The following is a 14,717-nucleotide window of genomic DNA, read 5'->3' as shown; positions in this document are numbered from 1 at the left end:
CAGTCGTTCGGCACTCTTCTCGCCATAGTCCGCGCCGGTCTTGGCGCCAACCTCGAGCTCCATTAGTCGCTCGGCGGCAAAGCCAATCATCTCACGCAGTAAATCTGCATCGCCGCTCTGTTCGACAAGCGCGCGAAGGTCCATCATAGGTTTGGTCATCGGGTGTCATCCTTGGATCAGATTGAGTCTAGCAACCCGACCTTACTAAGAAACCCGATGGCCACCTGAGCTACACCACCCCGTGGGACACGATCGTCTCGAGCCGATGGTGGCTCGATCCTCACTGTCGCATCGGCGCGGGCCTTGCCACGGTTTTTCGGTAAGGACGGCTTGAACCGCTCCATTCACGCGTCGGAACGCCAGCAAACCTGCTCGTCGTTCAGGTCACCTGGCGGAGCCTGAATCATGGCTTTTTGGCATTCTCGCTCAGCCAGGCAGTAAACTCATTCGTACTCTGCGAGACGGGCTGGGTCGTCGTGACGAAGTAGGAGGTGCCGAGATCCAGTTCGCCATCAGGCCAGGGGCACAGTGTTTTTTCGCGCACGGCGCCTGCCGCAATCGAACGCCACCCCAGCATGACCCCGCGCCCATCCAGCACCGCCTGAGCGGCCTGAACATAATTGGTGAATGTCTGACCCGTTAGCCTTTCGCGTATGATCCCGCGCGCCAAAAAATACTCTTCCCACCCTGCCCAATGCTGGTTGCGCGGACTGCGGACATGGATCAGGGGCGCAGCCTCAAGGCCTATACCCTCGCGCTGCAGCCGCTCCAGCAGCGCGGGCGCGGCAACCGGAAAAATGCGTTCCTCGAATAACTTGAAGGTCCGCCCCTCATGCCAGTTACCCGTTCCGTAACGGATCGCGATATCAATACCAGGGGCAAGATGCGGCAAATCGCTAGCGGGCGCCTGCACATTGACGGTGATTTCGGGATGTTTGGCATAAAAGTCGGGCAAGCGGGGCATCAGCCAATATGTCGCCATCCCGATAGTGCAGGACACCGTAACCTGCTGGCCGCCAAGTCCGGCCATGTCCCGGATATCCTCCACTGCAACCGAGATCCGCCCAAAACCCTCGCGCACCGCGCGCGCGAGGATCTCTCCGGCCTCCGTCAGCCGGGCGGGCCGTGTCGAACGATCCAGCAACTGCGCGCCGACATGATCCTCGAGCGCCTTAAGGCTCTGGCTGATCGCAGGCTGGGTCACATTCAACCGCGCAGCCGCCAGATGCATCGAACCATGGCGCGCGATCGCCTCGAAGGTGGTGAGAAGACGTAGGGGTGGCAAGCGGCTCATAACATAACCCTGTTCTTAACTTATGTTCAAACTAACCGCTCTGTTCGCAAGAGGGAAGCTGTGAAAACCTACCAGCGAAAACGCATTAGAACAGGGAAATACCTATGAATATAATGGATGATACGCTGTCGCGCCCCACACTTAAGTCTCAGGGGCTTGAGGTCGTTCTGTCCGACGGGGCGGCGCATTACTTTAATTATTACTGGCTGCGCGACAACTGCCCGACCTCGTTCAACACCGATACGCGCGAGCGGAGCTTCGACATCTTCCACCTTGCGGCAGCGCCGCGCGCCGAAAGCGCCGAGGTTGACAGCAACGCGCTGGTCATCAAATGGGCCGACGAGGATCACGTCACCCGTTTCCCTCTTGCATGGCTTGAAACCTTCGCCAAAGGCACCCCGCGCCATGACCCCGCCGATCTGCCGCGCAGCGCGTGGTATGGCGATCACTATCCGCAGGTGCCACGCTTCAGCCAGCCCGCGCTTCTGGCAAATCCGGCATTGAGGGCGAAATGGATCGAGGCAATGCTGGTGCAGGGTTTCACCATCCTGACCGATATGCCCGATAGCAACGAAGGGTTGACCGAAACCGCCGAGATGATCGGACAGGTCCGGCCCACCTTCTTCGGCGATTATTTCGATGTGAAGACGCATATCAAACCCACCAACACGGCCTATACCTCTGCCGCGCTGGAACTGCATACCGACACCCCTGCCGAGGAACATGCGCCGGGCGTCCAGTTCCTGCATTGCCGCGCCAATAGCGTGCAAGGGGGCGAAAGCCTTTATGCTGATGGTGTGGCCGTTGCCAATGACTTCCGACAACGCGACCCCGAAGGCTTCAAGCTGCTGAGCGAGACGCCGGTGCCGTTCTATTGCGAACACGACACCTATGACATGCGTTCGCGCCAGACCGTGATCGAACTTGACCAACATGGCGAGGTTTCGGGGCTAACCATTTCGCAGCACATGCTGGATATCTCCGACCTTGATCAGGCGCTGCTCGACCGCTGGTATCCGGCATTCTGCCGCTTCGGGAAAATGCTGCAGGAAGACAAATACATGATGACCTTCCTGATGAAAGCGGGCGAATGCATGGTGTTCGACAACCACCGCATCGTTCACGGGCGCGCGGCCTATTCGGCGACAAGCGGCGACCGCTATCTTCGCGGCTGCTACACCGACCGCGCCGAAATGCGCTCGACCTATCGGGCGCTGGTCAGCGAAGGGCGGTTCAAGGCATGAACGCGCATCCGTCTCTTGAACCGGATACGACCGCGCTGCGCATAGATCTGGCGGCGGCGTTCCGTATCTGCCACCAGCTGGGCTGGAGCGAGTCCGTTGGCAACCATTTCAGTGCGGCGGTTTCGGAGGACGGGGCGCAGTTCCTTCTGAACCCGAAATGGCAGCATTTCGGCGCGATCCGCCCGCAGGATCTTCTGGAGCTGGACAGCAACGATCCGTCGGTTCTGGACCGTCCCGACCCACCGGATGCGTCTGCATGGTGCGTGCATGGGACGCTTCACCGCCGCAAACCCGAGGCGCGGGTTATTCTGCATTGCCATTCACCCTATGCAACGGCGCTGGCCTGCCTAAAAGATCCCACGGTCGTGCCCATCGACAATAACACGGCGCGGTTCTACGGCCGCACCGCCTATGATCTGTCGTTCGGGGGTATTGCCGATGCCGAGGAAGAGGGCGAGCGGCTGGCTGAAAACCTTGGCGACAAAACCGTTCTGGTTATGGGCAACCATGGCGTGACCATCGTCGGCCAGACTGTCGCGGCAGCGTTCGAAGACCTGTATTTCTTTGAAAAAGCCGCCCAGACGCTGATCCTGGCAAAGTCTACGGGGGCGCCCCTGGCGGTTCTATCCGACGCGGTCGCACAGAATACTGCGGATGGCTGGCGCCCCTATGCTGGCATGGCAGATCGTCATTTTGCCTACCTCAAGGCGCAATTGCCGCATTTGTAAGCCCGCCTGGCCCTACTCACTTCCCCTCGGTTGCGTTACGCTTCCGGGGGTAAGTGTTATTGACGAAAGACATCTATGAACCGTTTTCCCTCGATGCAGGCGCTTCGGGCAATCGAGAGCGTCGCACGAAATGGCGCGCTCTGGCGAGCGGCCTCGGAGCTGAACCTGACCCGCAGCGCAATCAGTCACCAGTTGCGCCTGCTTGAACGCGATCTGGGGTTCAAGATCCTGATCCGGACCGGCAACCAGACCGAAATCACACCGCGCGCGATGGCATATGCGGAAGACGTGCGCCGGGCCCTAAGCATGATCGCGACATCAACCTCGCGGCGCAGCCAGAACGGGTTGACGGGGCGCCTGACGATCAGCGCCCCGCCCGGATTTGCCTCGGCCTGGCTTTGCACCAATATGAGCGACTTCATTGCCGAGCATCCCGATGTCGTTCTCAATGTCGTCACGACCCATAATCTGGTCGCCACGGCCGATCCCGATGTCGACCTGTTCATTACATTCGATTGCGAGAACCGCGCCCATTTACAGGTCGAGCCACTGATGTCGGTCGAATTCACGCCGCTTTGCAGCCCTGCCTATCTGAGCCAGTTCAAAAGCTTCAATGACCTTGGAATTCTGCGTGAGGCGACATTGTTGCATATGGGCGACTTTACCGATTGGGAGCAGTGGATGCAGCTTTCGGGGCTACCGCCGGAAAATGCCCATCGCGGGATCTGTTTTTCCGACATGAACATCGTCTTCACCGCGGTCATGGCGGGAGAAGGCATCGCCATCGGAGATACTGTTTTATGGGCAAAAGAGCTTCGGGAAGGCAAATTAATGCGACCTTTTTCGGCGGCGCTGCATACCGAATCCGGCTATTTTCTTTGCACACCAGATGAAAATCTTTCAAACCCTATTGTCCAAGAATTCTCCAAGTGGTTGAAAGATCGGCTAGAAATTGGCAAAATGGGCCAAAGGAAAATCTAATGACAAATATTATTTGTCGAGGTGACCAATAAGTTTCAATTGCACATTATCGACTCTAATTACTAAGCTTAACCAACAAAGGACAGCATTGGAAAGCGAGGCGATTGTGGCAAGCACAACGCAGATCGAAGCATGTTCGGTCACCAAAACTTTCGGAAAATTCGCGGCGCTCCGCGATATTTCCCTGACCATCGCCGAAGGCGAATTCCTGTCGCTGTTGGGGCCTTCAGGCTCGGGCAAGACCACGTTTCTGACCTTACTGGGTGGCTATGAGGCCGTAACCTCGGGCCAGTTGCTGTTCGAGGGGCAGGACATGACCGGGTGGTCGGCCAAAGAACGAGCATTCGGCATGGTGTTTCAGGGCTATGCCCTGTTCCCGCATCTGACAGTGGCCGAAAACATCGCTTTTCCGCTGAAGGTGCAGAAACGGTCCAAGGCCCGGATCGATGCCCGCGTGGCCGAGATGATCGAGCTGGTGGGCCTTGCCGGACATGCGCATAAGAAGCCTTCCGCCTTGTCGGGCGGACAGCAGCAACGGGTCGCACTGGCGCGGGCACTGGCCTACGAGCCCAAGGTTCTGTTGCTCGATGAACCTTTCTCCGCGCTCGACAAGAACCTACGCGGCCAGATGCAGGAAGAGCTGCGGCGTCTTCACCGCGATCTCGGCACCACTTTTGTTTTCGTGACCCATGATCAGGAAGAGGCGCTGGCGCTGTCGACCCGTATCGCGATTTTCAATCATGGGCATTTACAGCAGATCGGCACGCCGGACGAGGTCTACGAGCGGCCAGCCAACCGGTTCACAGCCGAATTTCTGGGCGATATCAACATTCTGTCTTTGCAAGGCGGCAACATCACCGGCTCCGCGATCACCGCCCCGCCCCATGCGCAAGGCAACGGCCATCTGGCCATCCGCCCCGAACATATGCGCTTGGCGCAAGATTACGACACGAACCGCCTGCCGACCACCGTGCGTGACCGCGTCTATCTGGGCGCGAAATCGCGGCTCCTTCTGGCAACGGGTGCGGGCGAGGAGTTGATCCTCTATTTCGACAACGGTCCCGGAGAGGCACCGCCCGCCCCTGGTGCGACGCTCGAGGTCACATGGGATCCGCGCGACAGTTTCGCCGTCTGACCTCCGTCTCCCCTCATCAATATCTCCCGATCCGGAATGCCCTAGCGTTCCGGAAAGGCTCTTCTCATCCCGAACTCCTCAACAGAAAGGTACCGCCTTGAACAGCCATTTCCAGAACGATTGCGTCGAGATTTTGAAAGAGCGTGCAGCCAAGGGCCAGATTTCGCGCCGTCAGATGCTTCAGGGCATGGCCGCCCTTCTGGGCACGAGCGCACTCAGTCTGGGGGCCACGCAGGCCCGCGCCGCGGATGGCAAGCTGGTATTCGTCAATTGGGGCGGCGATGCCCTAGACGCGATGCAAGAGGCCTTCGGCCAACCCTTTACCGCCGAGAGCGGCATTCAGGTGCTCTATGACGGGTCCGGCCCCACCGAAGGCGCAATCACCGCACAGGTCACCGGTGGCAACCCGACATGGGATCTGGTTGATGCCGATCCCTTTACCTCACAGGCACTGGGCCGCAAAGGCATGATGGAGAAAATCGACTATACTATTGTCGATCCGACCAAACAGCGCGAAGGCTTCCAGTGGGACTATTCCTCGTCATGCTATTTCTATTCCTATGTCATCGCCTATGACGCGACCCAGTTCGACACGCCGCCGACCTCGCTCAAGGATTTCTTCGATACCGATAACTTCCCCGGCAAGCGGGCGATGTATAAATGGGGCGCGGGCATGTGGGAGGCCGCGTTATTGGCCGATGGCGTCGCCCCTGCCGATCTCTATCCGCTGGACCTCGATCGTGCCCATGCAAAGATCGAAGGATTTAAAGACCATATCGGGGCCTTCTGGGGTGGTGGTGCGGAGAGCCAGTCTCTGCTGCTGAACGGCGATGTCTCGATGGCCCTGATCTGGAACACCCGGGCGAGTCTGCTGGACAAGGATACCGAGGGCGAGATCACCTTTACCTTCCAGGATGGCATTATCGGACCTGGCGGGATCGGTGTGCTCAAGGGCAATCCGGGTGGGACGGAAGAGGCGATGCGCTACATCGCCGCGACGCAGGATCCGGCACGTCAGGCGAAGTTCTTCGAACTTATGGGCAATGGGCCGTCCAACCCTGCCGCCGATAGCCTGATCCCCGAAGAGCTGCGCCACTACAATCCGATGGACCCAGAGAACCTGCCCAAACAGGTCGCCCTGAATACCGATTGGTACGAGGAAAACTATGCCTCGGCGCTGGATGCCTATCTGCAACTGATCTCCGCCTGATCCTGACACTGCTGCCCGCGCTTTGATGGCACGGGCAGCCTAAAGGAGCCTCCATGCGCCCTACCCTCTTTCTGATTTGCCCGGTGCTGCTGTTTCTCGGGCTAAGTTACCTATTGCCGTTTCTTGGCATCGTGCAGCTCAGCTTCACCGATCCCCAGCCGGGCCTGGCGCAATACCGCCATGTCCTGAGCGACCCGCTCACGCTGGCCGTCATCTGGCGCACATTGCGGCTATGTATCATCGTAACCGTCGTCTCGGTCGGCTGCGCCTATATCATCACGCTCCTATGGGTGCGCGGCACTCCTGTCATACGGTTACTGACAGAGTTATGCATCATGATCCCGTTCTGGATCTCGGTCCTTAGCCGCGCCTTCGGGTGGTTGTCGCTTCTGTCCAATCGCGGCTTGATCAACACATGGCTCAAGGATGCAGGCCTGATCGATGCCTCCATCCAGATGACTCGCAACGAATTTGCGGTGGTGGTGGGTATGGCGCATTACCTTATTCCCTTTGCCGTCTTTCCGCTGGCAACGGCCATGCGCAATGTCGATGAACGGGTGCTGACGGCAGCCGACGGGATGGGCGCATCACGGCTGCGGATCTTCTGGCAGATCTTCCTCCCGATGACGGGGAACGGGATCATCGGTGCGACCCTTCTGGTCTTCGTGTTTTCCATCGGCTTTTACGTCACGCCCGCACTTCTGGGCGGGGGCCAATCGGTGCTGCTGGCCGAGCTGATCTATCTGTGGATCTTCCAGATGCCGCAATGGGGCATGGCAGCCGCGCTCAGTGTCGTCATGATGATCGCGGTGGGCGGCATCCTCGTTGCACTGATGCGCCGCAACGCGGAGACTGCCAAATGACCGGTCTACGCCCCGGCCGTCTGGCCACACTGCTCTGCGGTCTTGTCGCGGTATTCCTGCTGATGCCCCTGATCGCGGTGGTGCCGGTCAGCTTCACCTCGAAACGCTACCTGTCCCTTCCCGATGGTGACTGGTCGTGGCGCCACTATGCCGCGCTGTTTTCCGATCCCGACTGGGGCCGTAGCCTGTGGACCTCGATCGAGGTGGGAGTGCTGGCCAGCAGCTTGTCGGTGGTGCTGGCCACGGCCTTCTGCCTCGGGCTGTGGATGATGCGCCCGCGCTTTGGCGGACTGATGACAGGCTTTGTCCTGCTGCCGATGGTGGCGCCCCCCGTCGTCTCCTCGCTGACACTCTACTTCTTCCTCAACAAGCTGTCGCAATGGAACAGCCTGATTGGCTATGACACATTGGGCGGGTTGGTGTTGGCCCATACAGTCATGGTCGTCCCCTATGCCGTGATTGTGGTCATGGTCTCGCTCGGCCAGCTGGACCGGCGCATGGATCTGGCTGCGCAATCGATGGGGGCCAGCGTGCCTACCCGTATCTTCGGAATTATCCTGCCCAATATCCGGTTCGGTCTGCTGGGCGCCTTCGTGATGTCCTTCCTGTTCAGCTGGGACGAGATCGGTGTCACGCTTTTTGTCACCTCGGTCAATACCATCACCTTGCCCCGTCGCATGTGGATGGGCCTGCGCGACAATGTCGATCCCTCCATCGCCTCCCTCTCGGTGCTGTTGATCCTTGTGGTCGCCGCCATCGTGATCGGCCGCGCCGCCTTCGCAATGCGCGCCGCTCGCTCCCGTCGCTAAACCTCTTCGAAAACCCAATCAATACGAGGGTAAATCATGAATTTCGGTCTGACCGATGAACAGGAGATGATCGTCTCCACCGTCCGCAGTTTCGTGGAAAACGAGATCTATCCGCACGAGACACTTGTCGAACGCACCGGTGAGGTCCCTGCCGAGATCGGACAGGAGATCAAGCGCAAGTGCATGGATCTGGGGTTCTATGCCTCGAACTTTCCTGAAAGCGTAGGCGGCCCGGGACTGAGCCATGTCGATTTCGCGCTGGTCGAGCGCGAGTTGGGCCGCGGCTCGATGGCGCTGACACATTTCTTCGGCCGTCCGCAGAATATCCTGATGGCCTGCAAGGGCGAGCAGATCGAGAAATACCTGCTTCCGGCAGTGCGCGGCGAGAAAATGGATGCGCTGGCAATGACCGAACCCGATGCCGGATCGGATGTGCGCGGCATGAAATGTCAAGCTGTGCGCGATGGCGGCGACTGGGTGGTAAATGGCTCCAAGCATTTCATCTCGGGCGCGGAACATGCCGATTTCGTCATCGTCTTCATCGCAACCGGCGTCGATGACACCCCGCGCGGCCCGAAAAAACGCATCACCTGTTTCCTCGTGGATCGCGGCACACCGGGCTTCGAGATCGCGCGCGGCTATAATTCGGTCTCCCATCGCGGCTATAAGAACTCGATCCTCTATTTCGACAATTGCCGCCTGTCGGATGCGCAGGTTCTGGGCGAGGTCGATGGCGGATTCGATGTGATGAACGAATGGCTCTATGCCACCCGCATCACCGTGGCCACCAACTCGGTAGGGCGGGCGCGCCGCGTCTTCGACCATGCGCTGTCCTATGCCGCCGAGCGCAAACAGTTCGGTCAGGCCATCGGCAAGTTCCAGGGCGTGAGCTTCCAGCTGGCCGATATGATCACCGAGATCGATGCCGCCGATATGCTGACCCTGTCCTCGGCATGGCGCCTCGATCAGGGCCTGCCCGCCAACCGTGAGATCGCCTCCGCCAAAGTCTATGCCTCGGAGATGCTGGCCCGTGTAACCGATGCCGCGCTGCAGATCCATGGCGGGATGGGGTTGATGGACGAATTACCCATCGAGCGCTTCTGGCGCGATGCCCGCGTGGAACGCATCTGGGACGGCACCTCCGAGATCCAGCGCCACATTATCAGCCGCGAGCTACTTCGCCCCTTGGGAGCCTGACCCATGCAGCCGCTCAGCCGTCTCTTTTCCCCGACCTCCATCGCCATAATCGGCGGCGGGATCTGGTGTGAAGCCGTCATCCGTCAATGCCGCGCAACCGGATTTACCGGAGAGATCTGGCCCGTCCACCCCAAGAAAGACAGGATGGGGGGCCTGCCGACCTATCCCGATCTGGCAGCGCTTCCGGGTCGGCCCGATGCCGCTTTCATCGGCGTCAACCGTATGCTGACGGTCGAGGTGGTGCGCGAGCTGGCGCAGATGGGCTGTGGCGGCGCGGTCTGCTTTGCCGCAGGGTTCAGCGAGGCGGTCTCCGAGCTGGCCGACGGGGCCGACTTGCAGGCGCAGCTGGTCGAGGCAGCAGGAGCCATGCGGGTTCTCGGCCCCAATTGCTACGGCGTGGTCAATGCCCTGGACCGCATGGCCCTCTGGCCCGACCGCCATGGCATGACCGCGCTCGAAAGCGGTGTGGCGGTGATTGGTCAGTCCTCCAACGTGCTGATAAATCTCACCATGCAGCGTCGTGGTCTGCCGCTGGCGGTGGTGGCGGCCGCAGGCAATCAGGCGCAGACCTCGATGTCCGATCTGGGTATGGCGCTTCTGGATGATCCCCGTATCACCGCGTTAGGGCTGCATATCGAAGGGATCGGTGACCTGCCCGCCTTCGAGGCGCTGGCCGAGCATGCGGCCCTTCTGGGGAAGCCGATCGTGGCTCTCAGGGTCGGGACATCGGAACAGGCGCAGGCGGCGGCGGTGTCCCATACCGCATCCCTCACCGGATCGGACGCGGGCGCGCGGGCGCTCTTCAAACGTCTCGGGATTGCGCAGGTTGAAAGCCCGACAGAGCTGGTTGAGACCCTCAAGATCCTGCATGTAACGGGCGGGCTGTCCTCGGCCCGGATTGCCTCTGCGTCCTGTTCGGGCGGCGAGGCATCGCTCATGGCCGATATGGGCGAAGGTGCCGGCATTGTTTATCCCGCCCTGACAGAGGGCCAGAAGGCCCGCCTGCGCGAGGCGCTCGGCCCCAAGGTGGCGCTCGCCAACCCATTGGATTATAACACCTATATCTGGGGTGACGAGGCCGCGCTCGAGGCGACCTTTACCGCGCTCTGCCCCGCCGAGGCCGAACTCGGACTTGGCTGCGTGGTGGTGGACTATCCGCGCACGGACCGTTTCGAGGCACCAGATTACGATCAGGTCCTGCGGGCCGTCACCGCCACCAAAGCCGCCACCGGCACGCCAATGGCACTTGTCTCGCTCATGGCAGAAGGGCTGCCCGAGAGCGTGGCGCAGGAGGCCATCGAATTGGGGATCGTGCCGCTTTGCGGAATGAGCGATGCACTGGCCGCGATAAAGGCCGCCTCGATGGGAAGCGGGCGCGCCAATAGCCGGCCAGATCGGGTGACACTGCCCCTCAATGGCCATGGCACAGCGAGGGTTTTCTCCGAGGCCGAGGCCAAGGGGGTCCTGGCCCGCGCGGGATTGCGCGTGCCCAAAGCCTTCCGCGCGCCCACACCACAGGCCGCAGCCGAACATGCGAGCGCGATCGGCTTTCCGGTGGTGCTGAAGGGGGAAGGCATCGCCCATAAAACCGAGGCTGGCGCAGTGGTGCTGGGACTTGGAAGCGCCGAGGCCGTTTACGCGGCTGCTAATGCCATGCCAGCCCAAAGCTTCCTGGTCGAGGAAATGGTCACCGGAACGGTGGCCGAACTGATCGTGGGCGTGATCCGGGACCCCGCGCATGGCTATGTGCTGACTCTGGGTCTGGGAGGTATCCTGACCGAACTGATCCGCGACACCGCCTCGCTTCTGGTCCCCGCAAGCCGCGCGGATGTCGCCGAGGCGCTTGGCACCTTGCGCACCGGCGCGCTGTTATCGGGCTATCGCGGACGGCCTGCGGCAGACCGCGAGGCGGTGCTTGATGCCGTAATGGCCCTGCAGGGGCTGGTGCAAGCCCATGCCGACAGCCTGCATGAAATCGAAATCAATCCGCTGATGTGCGGCCCTTCGGGAGCAGTTGCGGCGGATGCACTTATCAGAATGGAAGACCACGCATGACCCAATCGAATGTGTTGACCGAGCGCCGTGGTGCGGTGCTCGAGGTGACCCTCAACCGCCCCAAGGCCAATGCGATCGACATGGCAACCTCGCGCGAGCTGGGCGAGATCTTCACCGAATTCCGCGATGATCCCGAATTGCGGGTGGCGATCCTGACCGCACAGGGCGAGAAGTTCTTCTGCCCGGGCTGGGATCTGAAGGCGGCGGCAGGCGGCGAGGCGGCGGACGGAGATTATGGCAAGGGTGGCTTTGGCGGCTTGCAGGAGCTGCGCGGGCTCAACAAGCCGGTGATCGCCGCCGTAAACGGCATCGCGTGTGGCGGTGGGCTGGAGCTGGCAATCAGCGCCGATATCATCCTTGCCGCCGCCCATGCGACCTTCGCCCTGCCCGAGATCCATTCGGGGACCGTGGCCGATGCGGCAACGCTGAAGCTGCCCAAGCGCATCCCCTATCATATCGCGATGGAGCTTCTCTTCACAGGCCGCTGGTTCGACGCCGGGGAAGCACATCGGTGGGGGCTGATCAACCGCATCCTGCCTGCCGCCCAGCTGATGGAAGAGGCGCGCCGAATGGCCGACGAGCTGGCCGCAGGCCCGCCCCTCGTTTTCGCCGCGATCAAGGAAATCGCCCGCGAAGCGGAGAATATGAAGTTTCAGGATGCGCTCAACCGCATCAATGCCAGCCAGTTCGAGACGGTGGAAAAGCTCTACCGCTCGGAAGACCAGAAAGAGGGCGCGCGCGCCTTTGCCGAAAAACGCGATCCGGTCTGGAAGGGCCGGTAAGGAGATCCCATGCCGCTAGAGATGAACCGCAAGCTGTTTCTGACCGCCGCCATCACCGGCGCCGGTGCCACGCAGGACAAAAGCCGCCTTGTGCCACGCTCGGCCCGCGAGATCGCGGACGCTGCCATCGAAGCCGCGAAAGCGGGCGCCGCGATCGTGCATTGCCATGTGCGCGACCCCGAAACCGGCGCGCCCTGCCGCGACCGCGCCTATTTTCGCGAACTCACTGACCGGATCCGCTCGTCCGATACCGATGTGGTGCTGAACCTGACCGCAGGCACGGGCGGCGATCTGACCTTCGGGCCGGTGGAAGACCCGATGGCGTTCAATCAGGTCGAGACGGATATGGCGGGCGCCACCGAGCGCATGGCCCATATCCGCGACTGCCTGCCCGAGATCTGCACGCTCGATTGTGGCTCGATGAATTTCGGGGATGGCGACTATGTCATGACCAATACCACCAATATGCTGCGCGCCATGGGCCGGCAGATGACCGAGCTGGGCGTCAAGCCCGAGATCGAGGCTTTTGATACCGGCCATCTGTGGTTTGCCAAGCAACTGGTAAAGGAAGGCGTTCTGGACGATCCGGCACTGGTGCAGCTCTGCATGGGGGTGCCGTGGGGCGCGCCCAACGACCTCAATACCTTCATGGCGATGGTCAATAATGTTCCCTCGAACTGGACTTGGTCGGCCTTCAGCCTTGGCCGCGACCAGATGCCCTATGTGGCGGCAGCGGCGCTGGCGGGCGGCAATGTGCGCGTGGGGCTCGAGGATAACCTCTATCTCGAGCGCGGCGTGATGGCCACGAATGCGCAGCTTGTCGAGAAAGCCGCCAACCTGCTAAGCACGATGGGAGCCTCGCTGATGGGGCCTGACGAGGTCCGCGCCCAGCTTGGTCTGGTCAAACGCGATATGCCGGTGCCCGCATGAAGGCCGCGATCATTGGTGGTGGCGTCATTGGCGGCGGCTGGGCGGCGCGGTTCTTGCTCAACGGCTGGGATGTGGCTCTCTTTGACCCCGACCCTGAGGCCGAGCGCAAGATCGCGGAGGTGCTGGCCAATGCCCGCGCTGCGCTGCCCGCGATCTATGACCGCGCGCTGCCTCCCGAGGGGCGTTTGAGCTTTGCGCCGTCCATCGCCGAAGCCGTGGCGGACGCGGATTGGGTGCAGGAGAGCGTCTCGGAACGGATCGATCTGAAACATAAGGTCTATGCCGAGATCGCGGAGGCCCTACCCGAAAGGGGCTTCATCGCCTCCTCGACCTCCGGCTTCAAAGCCTCCGATCTGGCGGCCAAAGGCGCGCCGGTGGTTGTGGTGCATCCGTTCAATCCCGTTTACCTTCTGCCACTTGTCGAACTGTCGGGGGAGGCAACCCTGCGCGACAAGGCCCGCCCCGTGATTGAGGCCATCGGGATGTATCCGCTCGATCTCAACGTAGAAATCGATGCGTTCATCGGCAACCGCCTTCAGGAAGCGGTCTGGCGCGAGGCGCTGTGGATGCTCAAGGACGGGATCGCCACGACCGCCGAGATCGACGAGGCGATCCGCATGGGGTTCGGGCTGCGCTACGCCCAGATGGGGCTGTTCGAGACCTACCGGATTGCGGGCGGCGAGGCGGGGATGGAAAGCTATTTCGCGCAATTCGGCCCCTCGCTGCATTGGCCATGGTCAAAGCTTACCGATGTCCCCGATCTCGACGCGGCGCTTGTCAAAAAGATCAGCGCCCAATCCGAAGCGCAATCGGGCCATAGGAGCATCCGCGAACTGGAGCGCCTGCGCGACGATAATCTGGTGGCGATCCTGCGCGGGCTGCGCCTGAGCGGCAGCGGTGCGGGGGGCGTGGTGCTGGCGCATGAGGCGGGCCTGCCGCCTCTGGGCGAAAGGGACGGGCTTCCGGTCACGGCCTGCCGCTCGGTGCCGGTGACATGGACCGATTACAACGGCCATATGAACGAGGCCGCCTATCTGGAGCTGGGCACTTGGGCCACTGACGCGCTGATGCAGTTGATCGGCGCCGATGCCGGATATGTGGCCGCGGGAAAGAGCTTTTTTACCGTCGATACACGCATCCGCTATCTGGCCGAGACGAAACGCGGCGAGCGGCTGGAGGTCACGACACAGGTGCTTGAGGGCGAGGGCAAGAAGATGAAGCTGTTCCACCGAGTCTATGGTGAAAGCGGCGCGCTTGCAGCCACGATCGAGACATTGCTGCTCCATACCGATCTGACCACCCGCCGCGCCTGCCCGCCCTGCGCGGCGGTGGCGCAAAAACTCGCCGCGCTCGCACAGGCGCATATGACAATCCCTGCACCCGGCGCTGGCGGTGCGGTTGGCCAAAGAAATTAAGGAGTGCCCGACATGTCCCCCGAAGAGAAAAAGACCCGCGAGGATCTTGCCGCCTGTTACCGGCTGGCCGCCAA

At 61.3% G+C, this 14,717-nt stretch carries 13 protein-coding genes and 1 pseudogene; 12 read left to right on the top strand and 2 right to left on the bottom strand.

Translation table 11 applies throughout. The annotated features are described in order from the left end of the window. Both VSX56_RS19725 and VSX56_RS19720 read right to left on the bottom strand, forming a co-directional pair. Positions 1-159, bottom strand: a pseudogene (locus tag VSX56_RS19725) (IS256 family transposase); the annotation flags it as partial. Positions 160-403: 244 nt separating this feature from the next. Next, a complete protein-coding gene (locus tag VSX56_RS19720) occupies positions 404-1,294 on the bottom strand; it encodes a LysR substrate-binding domain-containing protein (RefSeq protein ID WP_350939266.1) in 891 nt (296 codons plus the stop codon). Positions 1,295-1,398: 104 nt separating this feature from the next. Here VSX56_RS19720 and VSX56_RS19715 point away from each other — a divergent pair, with 104 nt between their 5' ends. From VSX56_RS19715 to VSX56_RS19660, 12 genes are all read left to right on the top strand, one after another. After that, positions 1,399-2,538 carry a TauD/TfdA family dioxygenase gene (locus tag VSX56_RS19715; protein ID WP_339114842.1) on the top strand — a complete coding sequence of 380 codons (1,140 nt, stop codon included), beginning with the start codon at positions 1,399-1,401 and terminating at the stop codon, positions 2,536-2,538. Then, complete coding sequence (locus tag VSX56_RS19710; protein ID WP_350939265.1) at positions 2,535-3,266, top strand: class II aldolase/adducin family protein; 732 nt, start codon at positions 2,535-2,537, stop codon at positions 3,264-3,266. Before VSX56_RS19715 ends, VSX56_RS19710 begins: the two co-directional genes overlap by 4 nt. Before the next feature lie 93 nt (positions 3,267-3,359). Further along, positions 3,360-4,247 (top strand): LysR substrate-binding domain-containing protein, encoded by an 888-nt coding sequence (locus tag VSX56_RS19705; RefSeq protein ID WP_350939264.1) that lies wholly within the window; start codon positions 3,360-3,362, stop codon positions 4,245-4,247. A gap of 88 nt (positions 4,248-4,335) precedes the next feature. Further along, entirely contained in the window at positions 4,336-5,382 is a 1,047-nt protein-coding gene (locus VSX56_RS19700; RefSeq protein ID WP_349295557.1) for an ABC transporter ATP-binding protein, read from the top strand. 97 nt (positions 5,383-5,479) lie between these two features. Beyond that, positions 5,480-6,592: an ABC transporter substrate-binding protein gene (locus tag VSX56_RS19695; RefSeq protein WP_339114838.1), complete on the top strand. Its 1,113-nt coding sequence runs from the start codon at positions 5,480-5,482 to the stop codon at positions 6,590-6,592. Between the two features lie 53 nt (positions 6,593-6,645). After that, complete coding sequence (locus VSX56_RS19690) at positions 6,646-7,455, top strand: ABC transporter permease (protein WP_350939262.1); 810 nt, start codon at positions 6,646-6,648, stop codon at positions 7,453-7,455. Continuing rightward, a complete protein-coding gene (locus VSX56_RS19685; RefSeq protein ID WP_350939261.1) occupies positions 7,452-8,264 on the top strand; it encodes an ABC transporter permease in 813 nt (270 codons plus the stop codon). The genes VSX56_RS19690 and VSX56_RS19685 overlap by 4 nt, the downstream gene beginning before the upstream one ends. A gap of 36 nt (positions 8,265-8,300) precedes the next feature. Continuing rightward, complete coding sequence (locus tag VSX56_RS19680; RefSeq protein WP_339114835.1) at positions 8,301-9,461, top strand: acyl-CoA dehydrogenase family protein; 1,161 nt, start codon at positions 8,301-8,303, stop codon at positions 9,459-9,461. Positions 9,462-9,464: 3 nt separating this feature from the next. Beyond that, positions 9,465-11,516, top strand: a complete 2,052-nt coding sequence (locus VSX56_RS19675; RefSeq protein WP_350939260.1) for an acetate--CoA ligase family protein — start codon at positions 9,465-9,467, stop codon at positions 11,514-11,516. Next, positions 11,513-12,298, top strand: coding sequence for a carnitinyl-CoA dehydratase (locus VSX56_RS19670; RefSeq protein WP_350939259.1), 786 nt, complete (start codon positions 11,513-11,515; stop codon positions 12,296-12,298). The genes VSX56_RS19675 and VSX56_RS19670 overlap by 4 nt, the downstream gene beginning before the upstream one ends. A gap of 9 nt (positions 12,299-12,307) precedes the next feature. Next, positions 12,308-13,228 (top strand): 3-dehydrocarnitine:acetyl-CoA trimethylamine transferase BcoG, encoded by a 921-nt coding sequence (gene bcoG, locus VSX56_RS19665; RefSeq protein WP_350939258.1) that lies wholly within the window; start codon positions 12,308-12,310, stop codon positions 13,226-13,228. After that, a complete protein-coding gene (locus VSX56_RS19660) occupies positions 13,225-14,643 on the top strand; it encodes a carnitine 3-dehydrogenase (RefSeq protein WP_350939257.1) in 1,419 nt (472 codons plus the stop codon). Before bcoG ends, VSX56_RS19660 begins: the two co-directional genes overlap by 4 nt. Positions 14,644-14,717: the final 74 nt, after the last annotated feature.

Origin of the sequence: Thioclava kandeliae (assembly GCF_040297545.1) — a bacterium.
GTDB lineage: Bacteria > Pseudomonadota > Alphaproteobacteria > Rhodobacterales > Rhodobacteraceae > Thioclava > Thioclava kandeliae.
The sequence above is the reverse complement of the archived record's forward strand: the minus strand, read 5'-3'. Positions and strand labels throughout refer to the sequence as shown.